16 protein-coding genes are annotated in these 16,528 nt (G+C 70.7%); 2 read left to right on the top strand and 14 right to left on the bottom strand.

Going from position 1 to position 16,528, the window contains the following annotated elements:
• Nucleotides 1-20: 20 nt before the first annotated feature.
• Both OG611_RS33100 and OG611_RS33095 read right to left on the bottom strand, forming a co-directional pair.
• Nucleotides 21-452: a nuclear transport factor 2 family protein gene (locus OG611_RS33100; protein ID WP_266428672.1), complete on the bottom strand. Its 432-nt coding sequence runs from the start codon at nt 450-452 to the stop codon at nt 21-23.
• A 106-nt stretch (nt 453-558) separates the two neighbouring features.
• Nucleotides 559-1,137, bottom strand: coding sequence for a dihydrofolate reductase family protein (locus OG611_RS33095; protein WP_266428669.1), 579 nt, complete (start codon nt 1,135-1,137; stop codon nt 559-561).
• A gap of 224 nt (nt 1,138-1,361) precedes the next feature.
• On the opposite strand from OG611_RS33095, the gene OG611_RS33090 reads away from it, so the two are divergent.
• Nucleotides 1,362-2,399 carry a hypothetical protein gene (locus OG611_RS33090; RefSeq protein WP_266428666.1) on the top strand — a complete coding sequence of 346 codons (1,038 nt, stop codon included), beginning with the start codon at nt 1,362-1,364 and terminating at the stop codon, nt 2,397-2,399.
• Between the two features lie 97 nt (nt 2,400-2,496).
• Here OG611_RS33090 and OG611_RS33085 read toward each other — a convergent pair whose 3' ends face one another.
• Nucleotides 2,497-3,018, bottom strand: coding sequence for a DinB family protein (locus OG611_RS33085; protein ID WP_266428663.1), 522 nt, complete (start codon nt 3,016-3,018; stop codon nt 2,497-2,499).
• Between the two features lie 232 nt (nt 3,019-3,250).
• Between OG611_RS33085 and OG611_RS33080 the strand changes: the two genes are divergently transcribed.
• A complete protein-coding gene (locus OG611_RS33080; RefSeq protein ID WP_266428660.1) occupies nt 3,251-4,483 on the top strand; it encodes an MFS transporter in 1,233 nt (410 codons plus the stop codon).
• Here OG611_RS33080 and OG611_RS33075 read toward each other — a convergent pair.
• The 11 genes from OG611_RS33075 to OG611_RS33025 form a co-directional block, all read right to left on the bottom strand.
• Nucleotides 4,470-5,237, bottom strand: coding sequence for an urease accessory protein UreD (locus OG611_RS33075; protein ID WP_266428657.1), 768 nt, complete (start codon nt 5,235-5,237; stop codon nt 4,470-4,472). The two genes, OG611_RS33080 and OG611_RS33075, sit on opposite strands and share 14 nt — an antisense overlap.
• Nucleotides 5,234-5,953, bottom strand: a complete 720-nt coding sequence (gene ureG / locus OG611_RS33070; RefSeq protein ID WP_266428653.1) for an urease accessory protein UreG — start codon at nt 5,951-5,953, stop codon at nt 5,234-5,236. The genes OG611_RS33075 and ureG overlap by 4 nt, the downstream gene beginning before the upstream one ends.
• Nucleotides 5,946-6,611 (bottom strand): urease accessory protein UreF, encoded by a 666-nt coding sequence (locus OG611_RS33065; RefSeq protein WP_266428650.1) that lies wholly within the window; start codon nt 6,609-6,611, stop codon nt 5,946-5,948. Before OG611_RS33065 ends, ureG begins: the two co-directional genes overlap by 8 nt.
• Nucleotides 6,611-8,314 (bottom strand): urease subunit alpha, encoded by a 1,704-nt coding sequence (locus tag OG611_RS33060; protein WP_266428647.1) that lies wholly within the window; start codon nt 8,312-8,314, stop codon nt 6,611-6,613. Before OG611_RS33060 ends, OG611_RS33065 begins: the two co-directional genes overlap by 1 nt.
• A gap of 1 nt (nt 8,315) precedes the next feature.
• Nucleotides 8,316-8,708 carry an urease subunit beta gene (locus OG611_RS33055; RefSeq protein ID WP_266428645.1) on the bottom strand — a complete coding sequence of 131 codons (393 nt, stop codon included), beginning with the start codon at nt 8,706-8,708 and terminating at the stop codon, nt 8,316-8,318.
• Complete coding sequence (locus tag OG611_RS33050) at nt 8,705-9,007, bottom strand: urease subunit gamma (RefSeq protein WP_266428642.1); 303 nt, start codon at nt 9,005-9,007, stop codon at nt 8,705-8,707. The genes OG611_RS33055 and OG611_RS33050 overlap by 4 nt, the downstream gene beginning before the upstream one ends.
• A gap of 393 nt (nt 9,008-9,400) precedes the next feature.
• Nucleotides 9,401-10,552: an XdhC/CoxI family protein gene (locus tag OG611_RS33045; RefSeq protein WP_266428640.1), complete on the bottom strand. Its 1,152-nt coding sequence runs from the start codon at nt 10,550-10,552 to the stop codon at nt 9,401-9,403.
• Between the two features lie 90 nt (nt 10,553-10,642).
• Nucleotides 10,643-12,094 carry an NCS2 family permease gene (locus OG611_RS33040; protein WP_266428638.1) on the bottom strand — a complete coding sequence of 484 codons (1,452 nt, stop codon included), beginning with the start codon at nt 12,092-12,094 and terminating at the stop codon, nt 10,643-10,645.
• 296 nt (nt 12,095-12,390) lie between these two features.
• Entirely contained in the window at nt 12,391-14,775 is a 2,385-nt protein-coding gene (gene pucD, locus OG611_RS33035) for a xanthine dehydrogenase subunit D (RefSeq protein WP_266428635.1), read from the bottom strand.
• A gap of 2 nt (nt 14,776-14,777) precedes the next feature.
• The gene (locus tag OG611_RS33030) at nt 14,778-15,371 is read right to left on the bottom strand and encodes a (2Fe-2S)-binding protein (RefSeq protein ID WP_266428633.1); all 594 of its coding nucleotides are present in this window, start codon (nt 15,369-15,371) and stop codon (nt 14,778-14,780) included.
• 2 nt (nt 15,372-15,373) lie between these two features.
• Nucleotides 15,374-16,264: a xanthine dehydrogenase family protein subunit M gene (locus OG611_RS33025; RefSeq protein WP_266428631.1), complete on the bottom strand. Its 891-nt coding sequence runs from the start codon at nt 16,262-16,264 to the stop codon at nt 15,374-15,376.
• Between the last annotated feature and the right edge of the window lie 264 nt (nt 16,265-16,528).

Below are 16,528 nucleotides of genomic sequence, written 5' to 3'. Positions count from 1 at the left end.
GCACCGTCGACCGTCGGCCATCAGCTGTCGGCCTCCTCGGTCTCCGGTGCGGCCGCGGGCGAGAAGTGCAGGATGATCCTGCGCCGGCTGACGCGCCATCCCCGCTCGCCGCGCACAATCACATCCTCGTAGGTCACGCTTCCGCACTCGCCGTCCGGGCCGGCACCGATCCCCTTGGACCGCGCGTGGACCCGGCCGTCCCCGGCCTCGGTGAGGACGATGTTGGTGACATGGTGGCCGACGGGCGCACCCGGCTTGCCCGCCCGCGCCCGCGCCATGTCCCGGAAGGCGGCCAGCCCGTGCACCTCCCCGTGCCCGAGGTTCGACGTTTCGTAGACGATGTCGTCGGTGAACAGCTCGTCCAGCCGGTCCATTTCGTCGTTGTCGACCAAGTGCCCGTGCAGGGCGAGCAGTTCGGAGATGTCCAGACGGTCCTCGACAGTGAGCGTCATCGCCGGTCCTTTCGTGAGATCTCGCGATGGTGCGGCAGTTATACGGGGAGGGCCCCCCGTACGACCCGGCACAGCACCGGTCGCGCACCGTCGTGGCCCGGGGAGTTCATTCCGCTGGAGCAACCGCGCGGCGGTCGTAGCGGAGCAGCACGACCCCGTTGCCGAATTCCCTGGTCCCGGCCAGACGGAGGCCGGTTCGGACCGCCGAGGCCGGAAACAGGGGTTTGCCCCGGCCGAGGACGACCGGATGGACGTAGACGCGGTACTCGTCGATCAGGTCGAGTCGCATGAAGGTCGCGGCGAGACCCGCGCCCCCGAGACACAGGTCCCCGCCGGGCTGCGCCTTCAGAGCCATGATCTCCTCGGCGTCGACCTCCCGCCTGATCGTGGTGTTCCAGTCGGCCCGCTCCAGTGTCCGGGAGAACACGATCTTGGGCATGTCCCGCCAGATTCCGGCGAATTCCGCCTCGGGTCCGCTGCTCGACGGATCGGCGTCGGCGGTCGGCCAGAAGTCCGCCATGAGCCGATACGTCACACGGCCGTCCAGGAAGCCGCCCATGGTCCTCAGCTGCTCGTTGAAGTGACTGTGCAGTTCGTCGTCGACCAGGTGCCAGTCGATCTCTCGGTCCGGCCCCTCCATGAAGCCGTCGAGAGATACCGACATCATCAGAACGATCTTCCTCATCGCAGCCCTCTCCCCGCCGGAGGCATCACGCCACACGGGTGTCCGGCGCGAGAACAGTTGACGCCTCGGCCACGTGCCTGGCGACGAGTGACACGCTTCGCGGGCACGGAGCAGCACGACCGGCATACCGTGATCCCTTCGAAGCGGCATCGCCCCGGGCCGGACGCCCGGCGGCCACCGGGGCTTCGGTCGGCGTGTTCCCGCAGCGAGGAAAGAGGTTCGGCGTGAGAGTCGGTACGGCTCGATCGGCCGCGGTCCAGTGGGTCACCGAGCATGCCCGGCCCGATCCCTGGTTCCGTGGCGCCTATTTCAGCGGTTCCACGGTGGGTCTGCCGGACGGGGCCGAGCTGTCCCCGTTCTCGGACGTGGACGTCGTGGTCGTCACCGCCGAATCCGACCCGCCCGCCAAGCCCGGCAAGTTCCGTTTCCGGGATGCGCTGCTGGAGGTCAGCCATCTGTCGTGGGACGAGCTCGCCTCGGCGGACGAGGTGCTCTCCTCGTACCACCTGGCGGGGAGCTTCCGCCGCGACACGGTCATCGACGACCCGACGGGCCGGCTGCGCGAGCTGCGGGCGGACGTGTCGCGCCGGTTCGCCGAGCGGCCCTGGGTGCGCCGCAGATGTCTGGACGCCGAGCGCCGCATCGAGACCCGCCTCGCCGCCTTCGACGCCTCCGCGCCGTTCCACGAACAGGTGCTGTCGTGGCTGTTCCCCACCGGGGTGACCACCCACGTCCTGCTCGTCGCCGCCCTGCGCAACCCCACGGTCCGGCTGCGATATCCGGCGGCGCGCGAGGTCCTCGACGCGTACGGACAGGCGCATCTGTACCCGGAGCTGCTGGAGCTCCTGGGGTGCGCGCGGCTGTCGGCACGCAGGGCGGGCCGTCATCTGGACGAGCTGGCCCGCACCTTCGACGCCGCCGCGGAGGTCGCCCGTACGCCGTTCTTCTTCAGCGGCGACATCACCGCCGAGGCACGGCCGGTCGCCATCGACGGCAGTCGACACCTCATCGAGCGGGGCGACCACCGAGAAGCCGCGTTCTGGATCATCGCGACCTTCGCGCGATGTCACACCGTACTGGCCGCGGACGCCCCCGAGCTGCACCGCGCACGCCTCCCGGCCTTCCGGGAGGCCGTCGCCGATCTCGGCGTCACGTCCACCGAGGACCTTGTCCGCCGGGGCGAGGAGGTCATCGCCTTCCTCCCCGAACTACGGCGGACCGCCGGGCAGATCCTGACGGCCAACACCGAGATCACGGAATGACGCGGGCGACGGTCGGCAGGCGACGGACGGCCGGTGGCAGGCAGCGGACAAGCCGGTGGCGGCAGGCAGCGGATAGCAGGTGCGGACGGCAGGTGGGTCAGTAGTGGCCCGTCCTGCCGTCCAGGATCTCCCTGATGGCGTCCAGGTGACCCGCGTGCCGGGCGGTCTCCTCGATCATGTGGAAGATGATCCAGCGCAGGCTCGCACCCGAGGCCTCGAAGTCCGGATGCCGGCCCACGTCGTCGAGCGACTGCGCCGCGACGATCTCGTTCGACACCGCGACCTGCCGGTCGTAGTCGTCCAGCAGCCCCGCGAGCGGGACGCTCTCGACCATCATGTCGGCGTCCTCGGGCCCGTCGAACACCGGCCCCACGGCCGGGCGGCCCAGCAGGACGACCTCGAACCAGAGGTGCTCGGCCCACCGGAGGTGTGACATGACACCCGCCATCGTCATGAGCGGCGAGGACGGCAGGACGGGGCGATGCGCGTCCGCCTCCGACAGTTCCTCGCACTTCCAACGGGCGGTCGCCCGCTGTGTGTCGAGCCAGCCGACGAGCTGAGTCCGCTCGTCCGCGTCATAGTCGGGGCGCTCGCGGGAGGGGTACGGGGAGGGCGACATGGGCGCCGACGCTACCCGAGGCGATGTCACACCTCACACCACTTTTCGGCCACCGGGCATCGAACTCGCCCTCTGCCACGGCGTGTCGCCCTGATACCTTGGCCGACATGTTCCTCTCCCGTGCATAGGACCCCGCACTGGCCGCATCCCGTTTCCCACCGGGTGCGGCACTTCGGTGTCCCCGCATGCCCGCAGCGCCGTCCGCCGCGCTGCCCTCCCGAGGAACGTATCGATGCTTTCACCATCACCCGTGCCTTCGCGCACGCCTTCCTACGCCACCGTCCTGCGTACCCGTCACGCCGCCCGCACCTTCGGCGCCGCCCTGTTGGGGCGGCTCTCGTACGGGATGGTCTCCCTCTCCCTGATGCTGGCGGTGAACGCCGCCACCGGCTCGTACTCCGTCGCAGGCGCCGTCCTGGCCCTGTTCGGGGCGACCAGCGTCTTCCTCTCCCCCGCGCGCGCCGCGCTGATCGACCGGTACGGGCCGCGCCGGGCCCTGCCGCCGATGGCCGGCCTCTACGCGGCACTGCTCGCCGCCCTGGCGTATGCCACCTGGCGGCCGGGCGCCTCGGCGTTCCTGCTGGGGGCCCTGGCCTCCGCGGCGGGGGCCTTCTCACCGCCGCTGGGGCCGGTGATGCGGACCCTGTGGAGCGGCCTCGTCACCGACCGGGAACTGCTGCGGCGCGCCTACAGCCTGGACGGTGTCGCCGAGGAACTCCTCTACGTCAGCGGTCCGTTGCTGGTGGGTGTGGTGGTGAAGTTCGCCTCGCCCGCGGCCGGTGTAGCGATCAGCGCCGCGCTGGTGTTCGTCGGCACGCTGGCGCTGGTGTCCTCACCGGCGGTGCGCGGTACGGGCGCGGCAGCGTCCGACGGCACGGCGGCCGGACCGGACCGCCCACCGGCCGGGCGGCGGCTGCTGGGCATCGTCGCACTGCGGCACGCGGTGCTGGTGACGGCGGCCGTGGGGTTGTGTCTGGGGGGTCTGGATCTGCTGGTGGTGGCGTTCACCGAGCAGCGTCACCAGGGCGCGGCGGTGTCGTGGGTGCTGGCCGCGCTGTCGGCCGGGAGCGCGGTCGGCGGGATCGCCTACGGCGCCGTCTCCTGGCGGGCGTCGAACCGGGTGCGGCTGCCGCTGCTGGCCGCCGGACTGGGCGCCGCCATGGTCGGTGCGGGGCTGTCGCCCGATGTGTATGTCCTGGCCGCGGTCGCGGCGGTGGCCGGGCTGTTCGTCGCGCCCGCCCTGACCACCGCCTACCTCATCGCGGACGAGTCCGTGGGCGCGGGCAGCCGTACGCAGGCGGGTGCGTGGGTGAACACCGCGGTCAACACCGGGTCGTCGGTGGGCGCCGCGGCGGTGGGCCTGCTGGTGGACCGCCTGCCGCCGGCCGTCTGCTTCGCGGTCGCGGCGGTGCCCGCGCTGTTGTGCGCGGCCGTGGTGGCGCGCGGCGCGGTCAGCCGTTCGTGACCGGGAGGCCTGGCGTTCCGGGTCCGCCCGGTGCGAGCCAGTCCTCCCAGACGGCGGCCAGTTCCGCCTCGATCACCGGCGCCACCGTGTCCAGCAGCCGTACCTGCGCCCCCGGCCCCGCCAGGTCCGTGCGGTACGGGTGGGGCCGGCCGCCCGGGGCGGCGCCGAGGGCGGTGACCGAGCCGATGATGCGGTTGGGGCCCAGGATGCCGGGAAGTTCACGCATGTCCGGGTCCATGAGGTCCAGGTCCTCGACCAGCAGTTCGCAGCCGTCGTACGTGGCGTGCGTCATCGCCCGGACAGCGCCGCCCCGCTCACCGGAACGCCCCAGGACCAGGGTGTCGCGCCACAGCATCCGTGCCCCGGCCGCCAGTGCGACCTCCATCGAGCGCTCGACGCGGGCGCCCGTCGAGACCACGAACGGCCGGGCGTACCAGTGCAGTTCGCCGCCTTCCGCGATGGCGACGCGGGCCCGCCACCTCGACGTACCGCCGCGGTGGTCGTACGCGACCAGGCCGGACGGCTCGACCAGGTCCAGCCGGGCGCCGGGGCCGACCGAGATGTCCAGCCGCAGATCGTCGCCCGCGAGCAGACCCGCCCGGGTGCCGACCAGGGCGATCCGCAGCCGGTCGAGGGACGGCAGCAGGGGCCGGGGCGCGAGAAAGGCGCCGGGGCGCAGCTCCCGGGCGATGTGGCGGCCCGAACCGTCGAGCTCCACGGTGACGACCGTGGGCTCGGCGGACTCCCCGGTCACGAGCCGTTGTGGCTGTGGCTGTGGGGTGCCATCGGGCCCGGGTCGGTGGGGACATGGGTGCCGGAGCGGTGACGTACGAGCATCCCCCTCACCCAGTCGGCGAGTTCGGCGACCGACACCGGGTCGTTCTTGGAGAGCGCGAGGACCGGCAGGCCGTCACGCGCACTCGACGCGTCGGCGACCATCGCGGCGACATCGACCTCCACATAGGGCGCGAGGTCGGTCTTGTTGATGATCAGGAGATCGGCGCCGGTGATGCCGGGGCCGCCCTTGCGGGCGACATCGCCGCCGCCCGCGACATCGATGCAGAACAGCTGGGCGTCGGCGAGGGCCGGGCTGAAGGTCGCGGTGAGGTTGTCGCCGCCGCTCTCGACGAGCACCAGGTCGAGCGGTCCGTACGCCTCCTCCAGGTCCTCGACGGCGTCGAGGTTGGCGCTGACGTCGTCCCGGATCGCGGTGTGCGGACAGGCTCCGGTCTCGACGGCCCGGATGCGCTCGGTGGGCAGCACACCGGCCGAGCGGAGGAAGCGGGCGTCCTCGTCGGTGTAGATGTCGTTGGTGACGACGGCCATGGCGAGTTCACCGGCCAGCTCACGGCACAGGGTGGCCAGGATCGAGCTCTTGCCGGTGCCGACGGGGCCGGCGACACCGAGGCGCAGAGCGCGCGGCTGCTTGAGGGGCTGGTCGGTCCGGCGGTCGGTCTGCTGGTCAGGCAAGGAAGAGTCTCCGTTCTCGTTGTGCGTGTTCGAGCGCCCACTGTTCGGTGAGCGGGGGCGTACGGGCGGGCAGTTCGGCCGGGGTCCGCACCGCGAGGGCCTCGGCCACCGCGGCCGCCGCGTGCGGCTCGGCGTCGAGGATCCAGGCGACCGTGTCCAGCGGGTCGCCGGGCAGCAGCTTGAGCGCCGCGGAGGTGATGGTCTGCAGTTCGTCGTAGACGACGCCCCGCGCCAGCTCCTCCTCCGACACCTTCATGACGGCCCCGAGCGCGCCGAGAGCCACCGGCCGCAGCGGGCGGGGGCGGATCCCGGTCAGAGCCGTGACCGCCGGGTGGCCGGGGGCCAGCCGGCGCGCCAGGCGCTGCACCCCGCGGCCCAGCGTCGCCGATGCCTCGCGCAGGGGTGCGGCCGGGGTCCGCGCGGCGAGCGCCTGTTGTACGGGTCCGTAGTCCACCGGGTCCCGCCGTGCGGCCCGCAGGGCGAGTACGGCGGCGGCGGTCTCGGTGACGGCCGCGGTGCGCAGCCGGGCCCTCAGCAGGGCGGGGATCCGGTCACGGGTGAGGCCTGCCGCGACGGCCGGTTCGAGTCCCGCGCTGTAGGTGTACGCGCCGACCGGGAGCCGTCCGTCGCCAAGCAGCAGGGGTGCCAGGCCCACCATCAGAACATGGAGTACCGCTGGGCCAGCGGCAGTTCGGTGGCGGGGGCGGGCTCGACGAGTTCGCCGTCGATCCGGATGGCGAAGGTCTCCGGGTCGACGTCGATGTCGGGCAGTGCCGTGTTGTTCGGCAGGTCCGCCTTGGTGAGGTGGCGGGTGGGACGCACGGCGACCAACTCCCGTACCAGATCGAGGCGTTCGGCAAGCCCGTCGGCCAGGGCGGCCGGGGCGACGAAGCTGACCGAGAGGTGCGGGGCGGCGTCGGCGGCGGCGGTGGGGCGCAGGAGGACGGGCTGAGTGGTGGGGATCGCGGCGTTGGCGTCGCCGAGCGGTGCGTACACCACCATGCCGCCCTTGATGACGGCGGCGGGCCGGATCCCGAAGAAGGCGGGGTCCCACAGCACCAGGTCGGCGAGCTTTCCCGGTTCGACGGAGCCGACGACGTGGTCGATACCATGGGCGACGGCCGGGCAGATCGTGTACTTGGCGATGTAGCGGCGGGCGCGTTCGTTGTCGGCGGGCAGCTCGCTGCCCCGGTCCCCGAAGCGCTGCTTCATCGTGTGCGCGACCTGCCAGGTGCGGCAGATGACCTCACCGACGCGGCCCATGGCCTGGGCGTCCGAGGATGTGATGGAGAGCGCACCGATGTCGTGCAGGACGTCCTCGGCGGCGATGGTGGTGGCGCGGATGCGGGACTCGGCGAAGGCGAGGTCCTCGGGGACGCGGGGGTTGAGGTGGTGGCAGACCATCAGCATGTCGAGGTGCTCGGCGACGGTGTTGACGCTGTGCGGCAGCGTCGGGTTGGTGGAAGCCGGAAGGATGTTGGAGTGGGAGGCGACGGTGATGATGTCGGGTGCGTGGCCCCCGCCCGCGCCTTCGGCGTGGAAGACGTGGATGCCGCGTCCGGCGATGGCGTCGAGCGTTCCTTCGACGTAGCCGGCCTCGTTGAGGCTGTCGGCGTGCAGGGCGACCTGGAGACCGTGGTCGTCGGCGGCCTTCAGCGCCGCGTCGATGGCCGCGGGGGTGGCGCCCCAGTCCTCGTGGACCTTGTAGCCGCCCGCTCCGCCGAGTGCCGCCTCGCGCAGGGCCTCCTCGCCGACGGTGGAGCCCTTGGCGAACAGCATGACGTTGAGCGGGACACGGTCCAGGGACCGGTGCATCATCGCGAGGTTCCAGGCGCCCGGGGTGACCGTGGTGGCCTTGGACCCCTCGGTGGCGCCGGTGCCGCCACCGATGACGGTGGTGGTGCCGGTGGCGAGGGCCTCGTGCAGGGTCTCCGGCATGAGGAAGTGGACGTGGGTGTCGATGGCTCCGGCGGTGAGGATGTGGCCTTCGCCGGAGACCACGTCGGTGTCGGGTCCGATCACCAGGTCGGGGTGGACACCGTCGCTGATGTCGGGGTTGCCGGAGCGGCCGAGCGCGACGATCCTTCCGGCCCGTACGCCGACGTCGGTCTTGACGATGCCCCAGTGGTCGAGGACGACGACATTGGTGATGACGAGGTCGAGGGCGCCGTCGGCGCGTGAGGCGGTGGACTGGGCCATGGATTCGCGGATGGACTTGCCGCCGCCGAACACGACCTCGTCGCCACCGAAGCAGCGGTCCTCCTCGACCTCGATCCAGAGGTCGGTGTCGGCGAGGCGGACGCGGTCGCCGGTGGTGGGGCCGTAGAGCGACGCGTAGGCGTCACGGGTCATTCGTGCCATGTCACATGCCATCCCTTCGCGCGGCCCGCGGGTCATCCGCGCGTTCGGCCCGCAGGTCATCGGTACGTGCGGCCCACAGACCATCCGTACGCGCGGCCCGGGTGCCCGGCACGACGATGCCGGGCACCTTCCGGCGGCCTCCCAGTTCGACGAGGGTGACCTCGGCACCGACTCCGGGCTCGAAGCGCAGAGAAGTGCCGGAAGGAATGTCGAGTCGGAATCCCTCGGTCGAGGACCGGTCGAAGGAAAGCGCGGGATTCGCGTCGGAGAAATGCAGATGCGAGCCTATTTGAATGGGACGGTCGCCGTCATTCACCACGGTCACATGCAATTGAGTACGAGTGTCGTTTATTTTCAGTTCGCCGGACCCGGTCCGGATCTCACCCGGGATCACGGGATAGGCGAGGTGATCGTGACGAGCTTGCGCCCGTCCGGGAAGGTCGCCTCGACCTGGACGTCATGCAGCATCTCGGGCACTCCTTCCAGCACGTCAGCACGGGTGAGGACGCTCCGCCCCGCGGTCATCAGGTCACCGACCCGGGCACCCTCGCGGGCGCGTTCCATGGCCCAGCAGGCGAGCAGCGCGACGGCCTCGGGGTAGTTGAGCCGCACACCGCGATCCCGCCTGTCACGAGCGACCATTCCGGCAACACTCAGCAGCAATTTCTCCGTGTCGGACGGAGTGAGAAACATTGGGAAACCTCCATGGCGGCAGTCCCCGGAATTCCCGGAATCGCTTCGGCCACGTTCCTCTTATAAGCCTCCCGACCTCACCGTGGCAACCGTGCCGCGATAAGTCCCTTTCTGGCCTTATCGCCCACCATATATGGGCAAAGTAGACAAATTTTATCCATCAAGAAACAGAAAAGAGAGGCGGCCACGCGCCCCCGCCAGGGAGTGCGTGGCCGCATCAAGAGCGAAGCTCAGCAGGTCGCTTCAGGCCGAAGGCCCGGATGATCTCCTGGTCGACGCCCAGCCCGTTTCGCTCAAGGCGCACGCCGAGGACCCCGGTGGCCTTCACGGCACCCTTCAGCCACTCCTGCGTACCGGAGGCGAGCCCGCAGCGGTCGGGGTCCGGAGGCCGGTTCAGGCCACGGATGTGATCACTCCGGTCTGCGGCCGGCCGGCCTCGTGATGGATCGGGGTGTGCGCACCCTTGAGCGGAACGCCGCTGCCGCCGCGCCGGTCGGCGACGATCTCCGCGGCGATCGACAGCGCGGTCTCCTCGGGGGTACGTGCTCCGAGGTCGAGGCCGATCGGCGAGTGGAGCCTGGCCAGTTCCAGCTCCGTGACGCCGACCTCGCGCAGCCGGTCGTTGCGCTCCAGGTGGGTGCGGCGCGATCCCATCGCCCCGACGTACGCGACCGGCAGCTTCAACGCCATTTCCAGCAGCGGGACATCGAACTTGGCGTCGTGGGTGAGGACGCACAGGACGGTGCGCGTGTCGACGTCGGTCGCCGCGAGGTAGCGGTGCGGCCAGTCGACGACCAGCTCGTCGGCCTCGGGGAAGCGGGCCTTCGTGGCGAAGACCGGGCGGGCGTCGCACAATGTCACGTGGTACCCGAGGAACTTGCCCGCCCGGACGAGTGCCGAGGCGAAGTCGATGGCCCCGAAGACGATCATCCGGGGTGGTGGGACGCTCGATTCGACGAGCAGGGTGAGCGGTTGTCCGCAGCGCGAGCCGTCGGCGCCGATGACGACACCACCGGTGCGGCCCGCGTCGAGCATGGCGCGGGCGTCGTCGGCCGCGGTGCGGTCCAGTTCCGGATGTCCGCCGAGCCCGCCCTCGTACGAGCCGTCGGGGTGGACGAGCAGGGGGCGCCCGAGGAGTTCCGCCGGCCCGTCGGTGATTCTGGCGAGGGCCGCTGCCGTCCCCCGTGCGGCGGCGGCGAACGCGGCGGCGAACACCGCCCGTGCGGGGTCGTCCGCACGGACCGGTGTCACCAGGATGTCGATGACGCCACCACAGGTCAGTCCGACCGCGAAGGCGTCCTCGTCGCTGTAGCCGAACCGTTCGAGCACCGCGGTGCCGTCGTCCAGCGCCTGCCCGCACAGTTCGTACACCGCGCCCTCCACACACCCGCCGGAGACGGATCCGATCGCCGTGCCGTCACGGTCGACGGCGAGCGCGGCTCCGGGCTGCCGGGGCGCGCTGCCGCCGACCGCCACGACGGTGGCCACGGCGAAGTCGCGTCCCTGCTCGACCCACCGGTTGAGCTCTTCGGCGATGTCCAGCATGGCGTTTCTCCTTCTACGGATGTGCGGAGGGACGGGAGGGCGGCGGGAGGGTCCGGTGCGGACCGGCTGCGGTGCGGAGCGGTTCCGGTGCTACTTGGCGCCGATCCAGCTCTCGATCGGGCTGAGCGCGAAGTACACGACGAACACGCCGGTCAGCACCCACATGAAGACGCCCACTTCACGGAACTTGCCCTGCGCCGCCTTGATCGCGGCGAAGGAGATCACCCCGGCGCCGACACCGGCGGTGATGGAGTAGGTGAACGGCATCAGCGCCACGGTCAGGAAGACCGGCACGGCGACGGAGCGGTCGCTCCAGTCGACATGACGGGCGTTCTGCATCATCATCGCGCCGATGACGACCAGTGCGGCGGCCGCGATCGGCCCCGGCACGATCTGGGCGAGCGGGGTGAAGAACAGTCCGGCGGCGAAGAGCACACCGGTGACGACGGAGGACAGACCGGTGCGGGCGCCCTCGCCGACGCCGGTCGCCGACTCGATGAAGACGGTCTGCCCGGACGCCCCGGAGACCCCGCCGATCGCGCCGCCCGCACCGTCGATGAACAGTGCCTTGGAGAGACCCGGCATCCGGCCCTTGCTGTCGGCGAGACCGGCCTCGGTACCGACACCGATGATGGTCGCCATCGCGTCGAAGAAGCCGGCCAGCACCAGGGTGAAGACGATCATGCCGACGGTCATGACGCCGATGTCGCCCCAGCCGCCGAACTCGACGTGGCCGAAGAGCCCGAAGTCGGGCATCGAGACCGCGCTGCCCTGCAGTTCGGGCGCGCTGCCGCCCCATGCCTTGGGGCTGATGTCGCCGACCGCGTTGACGATGACGGCGAGGACCGTGCCGACGACGATGCCGATCAGGATCGCGCCGGGCACATTGCGGGCCTGGAGCATGAAGATGAGCAGCAGGGTGACACAGAAGAGCAGTACGGGCCAGCCGGCGAGCTGCCCGCCGACGCCGAGCGTGACGGGGGCGCCCTTCCCGACGAAACCGGCGTTGACCAGGCCGATCAGCGCGATGAACAGGCCGATGCCGATGGTGATGCCGTGCTTCAGGGCCAGCGGTATGGCGTTCATGATGATCTCGCGCAGCCCGGTGACGACCAGCAGCACGATCACGGCGCCGTACATCACGCACATGCCCATGGCCTGCGGCCAGGTCATGTGGGGTGCCACCTGGGTGGCGAGCACGCCGGAGACGGAGAGTCCCGCGGCGAGGGCGAGGGGCACCTTGCCGATGAAGCCCATCAGCAGGGTGGACACGGCGGCGGCCAGGGCGGTCGCCGTGATCAGCCCGGCGTGGCTGAGCCGGTGGCCCGCCGCGTCCGGCCCGGACAGCAGGAGCGGGTTGAGCAGAAGGATGTAACACATCGCCATGAAGGTGGTGATACCGCCGCGCACTTCGCGTGCGACGGTGGAGCCACGGTCGGAGATGTGGAAGTACCGGTCGAGCCAGGATCTTCCGGCGGGGACGCGCGAGCCTTGGCCCGCGTCCTCCGCACTGGTCCTGGGCTCCACTGACTGCTGGGTCATGATGCCTGACTCCCAAGGTTCACAGGGGCACCCGCGATGGAGAATCGATATGCGGGATTTGGGATGACTGCGCTGGCGGCACGACCCGGGGGACGGCCCGAGGCGAACTGTTGATGCAGAGTGGAATGTGACGTGTGACGTGGTACATGTGCGGCGTCACCCGCACTACTGGTACTGCGGATGACGCGGATGCTGCGGTACCGCGGGTGCTGCGGTTCCCCGGGCGGTGCGGGCAGCGGAAGTGTGACGTTCCTGGGAGGCACGCACCGCCCGGGGAGATCGTGTGGAGCCGCGGCTCAGGTGCCGGTGAGGTGCTCGGGGCGTACCGGCGTCCTGTTGAGCTCCAGGCCCGTCGCGTTCCGGATCGCCGCGAGGACGGCCGGGGTCGACGACAGGGTGGGGGCCTCACCGACGCCACGGAGCCCGTACGGGGCGTGGTCGTCGGCGAGTTCGAGCACGTCGACCGGAATGGTCGGGGTGTCGAGGATGGTGGGCAGCAGGTAGTCCGTGAAGGACGGATTGCGTACCTTCGCGGTCTTCGGGTCGACGATGATCTCCTCCATGACGGCGATACCCATGCCCTGGAGGGTGCCGCCCTGGATCTGGCCGATGACCGACAGCGGGTTGAGCGCCTTGCCGACATCCTGGGCGCAGGCCAGTTCGATGACCTTGACCAGGCCGAGTTCGGTGTCGACCTCGACGACCGCGCGATGGGCGGCGAAGGAGTACTGGACATGGCCGTTGCCCTGTCCGGTGCGGAGGTCGAACGCCTCGGTGGGCCGGTGGCGCCACTCCAGCTCGATGTCGACCGCCTCGTCCTCCAGTACGTCGACCAGGTCGGCCAGCACCTCGCCGTCGTCGGTGACGACCTTGCCGCCTTCCAGGAGCAGTTCGGCGGTGGCCCACGCGGGGTGGTACGTACCGAACTTGCGGCGGCCCATCTCCAGGACCTTCTCGCGGACGGCCTCGCAGGAGTGCTTCACGGCGCCGCCGGTGACGTAGGTCTGCCGGGACGCGGAGGTGGAGCCGGCCGAGCCGACCCGGGTGTCGGCCGGGTGGATGGTGACCTGGGCGACGCCGAGTTCGGTACGGGCGATCTGGGCGTGGACGGTGACGCCGCCCTGCCCGACCTCCGCCATGGCCGTGTGCACGGTCGCGACCGGCTCGCCGGCGATGACCTCCATGCGCACCCGGGCGGTGGAGTAGTCGTCGAAGCCTTCGGAGAAGCCGACGTTCTTGAGGCCGACCGCGTAGCCGATACCGCGTACGACGCCTTCGCCGTGGGTGGTGTTGGACAGTCCGCCGGGCAGGGCCCGTACATCGGCCTGTTCGCCGGCCACCTCCCACTGGCGCTCGGGCGGCAGCGGCCTGGCCTTGACCCGGCGCAGCAGTTCGGCGACCGGGGCGGGCGAGTCGACGACCTGACCGGTCGGCAGAAGGGTGCCCTGCTCCATGGCATTGAGCTGCCTGAACTCGACCGGGTCCATGCCCAGTTCGGCGGCGAGCTTGTCCATCTGGGCCTCGTAGGCGAAGCATGCCTGCACCGCGCCGAAGCCGCGCATCGCGCCGCACGGCGGGTTGTTGGTGTAGAGCGCGATGGCCTCGATGTCGACGTCGTCGATGACGTACGGGCCGACGGAGAGCGAGGAGGCGTTGCCGACCACGGCCGGGGAGGCGGACGCGTAGGCTCCGCCGTCCAGCACGATGCGGCATCTCATATGGGTCAGCTTGCCGTCGCGGGTGGCGCCGTGCTCGTACCAGAGCTTCGCCGGGTGCCGGTGGACGTGTCCGAAGAAGGACTCGAACCGGTTGTAGACGATCTTGACCGGCTTGCCGGTGCGCAGGGCGAGCAGACAGGCGTGGATCTGCATGGACAGGTCCTCGCGGCCGCCGAAGGCCCCGCCGACGCCGGAGAGCGTCATGCGGACCTTGTCCTCGGGCAGGCCCAGGACCGGGGCGATCTGGCGGAGGTCGGAGTGGAGCCACTGGGTGGCGACGTACAGGTCGACGCCGCCGTCCTCGGCGGGCACGGCGAGGCCGGACTCGGGGCCGAGGAACGCCTGGTCCTGCATGCCGAAGACGTATTCACCGCTCACCACGACATCGGCGCGGGCCGCCGCCGCGTCCGCGTCGCCGCGGACGATGGGCTGGCGGTGGACGATGTTGGGGTGCGGTACGTGCCCCGCGTGGTGGTCGTCACGGCCCTCGTGGACGAGGATCGCGTCGGGGGCGGTCGCGGATGCCTCGTCGGTGATGACGGGCAGTTCGCGGTAGTCGATCCTGATCTTCGCGGCGGCGCGGCGGGCCGTCTCCGGGTGGTCGGCGGCTACGAGCGCCACCGGTTCGCCGTGGTGGCGGACCTTGCCGTGGGCGAGCACGGGAGTGTCCTGGATCTCCAGGCCGTAGTTCTTCACCGAGGTCGGCAGGTCGTCGTAGGTGAGTACGGCGTAGACACCGGACGTGGCGAGCGCCTCCGAGGTGTCGATGGAGACGATCTCGGCGTGCGCGACCGTGGAGCGCAGTGTGTGGCCCCAGAGCATGTCCTCGTGCCACATGTCGGAGGAGTACGCGAACTCGCCGGTGACCTTGAGGATGCCGTCGGGGCGGAGCGTGGACTCGCCGATGCCGCCCTTGGTGCGGGTGCCCTGGTTGATGCTGGTGGGGTTGCCGGTTACGCCCATCGTCAGACCGTTTCTTCCGCGCGGGCGGCCGCGAGGCGGACCGCGTCGAGGATCTTCTCGTAGCCGGTGCAGCGGCAGAGGTTGCCGGAGAGCGCCTCGCGGATGTCCGCGTCGGACGGTTCCGGGTTGCGTTCCAGCAACTCGTCGGCGGCGACCAGCAGGCCGGGGGTGCAGAAGCCGCACTGGACGGCTCCGGCGTCGATGAACGCCTGCTGGATCGGGGAGAGTTCACCGCTGTCCCGGGTCTCCTCACCGGCCGGCTTGGCCTGCCACTGCCGGGCCCTGTCCAGCGCCGTGCCGCACGTGCCGGAGGCGCAGCCGCTGCCCGGGTGCTGCTCGGAGCGGTGGGCGGCGAAGTCGGCGAGGCCCTCCACCGTGACGACCTCGCGCCCCTCCACCTGGCCCGCCGCGACCAGGCAGGAGCAGACCGGCACACCGTCCAGGCGGACCGTGCAGGAGCCGCACTCGCCCTGCTCGCAGGCGTTCTTGGAGCCGGGCAGGCCCATCCGTTCACGCAGCACGTAGAGGAGGGACTCGCCCTCCCAGACGTCGTCCGCCTCGTGCCTGCGGCCGTTGACCGTGAAATTGACGCGCATGATCAGGCAGCTCCTTCGGTGCTGCGGCCGTTGCCGCGGTACGTCTCCCAGGTCCAGCCGAGGGTGCGGCGGGCCATGATGCCGACCGCGTGCCGGCGATAGCTCGCGGTGCCGCGCACATCGTCGATCGGGTTGCAGGCACCGGCGGCGAGCAGGGCGAACTGCTTGGCGATGGACGGGGTGATGATCGTGCGGCTGTCCCAGAAACCACCCTCTTCGAGCGCGGCGTTCAGGAATTCCTCGGCCGCCTTCGCCCGTACGGGTGTGGGGGCGGCCGAGCCGATGCCGGTGCGCACCGTGCGGGTCTCGGGGTGCAGGGCCAGGCCGAAGGCGCAGACGGCGATGACCATCGCGTTGCGGGTGCCGACCTTGGAGTACTGCTGCGGCCCGTCGGCCTTCCTGATGTGCACCGCCCGGATCAGTTCGTCCGGTTCGAGGGCGTTGCGCTTGACGCCGGTGTAGAAGGCGTCGATCGGGATCATCCTGGTCCCGCGTACGGATTCGGCCTCGACCTCGGCGCCGGCGGCGAGCAGCGCCGGGTGGGCGTCCCCGGCGGGCGAGGCGGTGCCCAGGTTGCCGCCGACGCCGCCGCGGTTGCGGATCTGGGGCGAGGCGACGGTGTGCGAGGCGAGCGCCAGTCCGGGCAGCTCGGCCCGCAGGTGCTCCATGATGTGGCTGTACGGGACGGAGGCGCCGAGCCGTACGCTCTCCCGGCCCACCTCCCACTCGGTCAGCTCTCCGACGCGGTTCAGGTCCAGGAGGTACTCGGGCCGCCGGTGGTCGAAGTTGATCTCGACCATCACATCGGTGCCACCCGCGATGGGCACAGCCGTCGGGTGCTCGGCCTTGGCGGCGAGCGCCTCCTCCCAGCTGGCGGGGCGAAGGAAGTCCATGAGTGGCTCTCTTCTTCTCAATCGGGTCGTTCACTGGGGGCTGGGGGCGGGGTGCGGCCGACCCTCGACTGGTCGTTCATGTGTTGTTAACGCGGTGTGGGGCCAAGTACACAAGCCGTGCTCCACCCGGTGCAGTCACCGAAACCATGAAGGAGTTGGCTGGCCGATCTCCTCGTCTTGTAGATTCGAACGAATCGCGGGGATCAGTAACCTCACCGCATTACCCAGTTTTCACCCGCACCAACGAAAGAGATCGGCGGCGAC

Source organism: Streptomyces sp. NBC_01363 (genome assembly GCF_026340595.1).
GTDB lineage: Bacteria > Actinomycetota > Actinomycetes > Streptomycetales > Streptomycetaceae > Streptomyces.
Note: the sequence above shows the minus strand (reverse complement) of the source record. Positions and strands in the feature narration are given on the sequence as shown.

Excerpts from the sequence above, each read along its gene's own strand:
- OG611_RS33080 (WP_266428660.1), top strand. The coding sequence starts at position 3,251 with ATGCTTTCACCATCACCCGTGCCTTCGCGCACGCCTTCCTACGCCACC.
- OG611_RS33100 (WP_266428672.1), bottom strand. The coding sequence starts at position 452 with ATGACGCTCACTGTCGAGGACCGTCTGGACATCTCCGAACTGCTCGCC.
- OG611_RS33060 (WP_266428647.1), bottom strand. The coding sequence starts at position 8,314 with ATGGCACGAATGACCCGTGACGCCTACGCGTCGCTCTACGGCCCCACC.
- OG611_RS33045 (WP_266428640.1), bottom strand. The coding sequence starts at position 10,552 with ATGCTGGACATCGCCGAAGAGCTCAACCGGTGGGTCGAGCAGGGACGC.
- OG611_RS33085 (WP_266428663.1), bottom strand. The coding sequence starts at position 3,018 with ATGTCGCCCTCCCCGTACCCCTCCCGCGAGCGCCCCGACTATGACGCG.
- OG611_RS33040 (WP_266428638.1), bottom strand. The coding sequence starts at position 12,094 with ATGACCCAGCAGTCAGTGGAGCCCAGGACCAGTGCGGAGGACGCGGGC.
- OG611_RS33095 (WP_266428669.1), bottom strand. The coding sequence starts at position 1,137 with ATGAGGAAGATCGTTCTGATGATGTCGGTATCTCTCGACGGCTTCATG.
- pucD (WP_266428635.1), bottom strand. The coding sequence starts at position 14,775 with ATGGGCGTAACCGGCAACCCCACCAGCATCAACCAGGGCACCCGCACC.
- OG611_RS33065 (WP_266428650.1), bottom strand. The coding sequence starts at position 6,611 with ATGGTGGGCCTGGCACCCCTGCTGCTTGGCGACGGACGGCTCCCGGTC.
- OG611_RS33030 (WP_266428633.1), bottom strand. The coding sequence starts at position 15,371 with ATGCGCGTCAATTTCACGGTCAACGGCCGCAGGCACGAGGCGGACGAC.
- OG611_RS33050 (WP_266428642.1), bottom strand. The coding sequence starts at position 9,007 with ATGTTTCTCACTCCGTCCGACACGGAGAAATTGCTGCTGAGTGTTGCC.
- OG611_RS33025 (WP_266428631.1), bottom strand. The coding sequence starts at position 16,264 with ATGGACTTCCTTCGCCCCGCCAGCTGGGAGGAGGCGCTCGCCGCCAAG.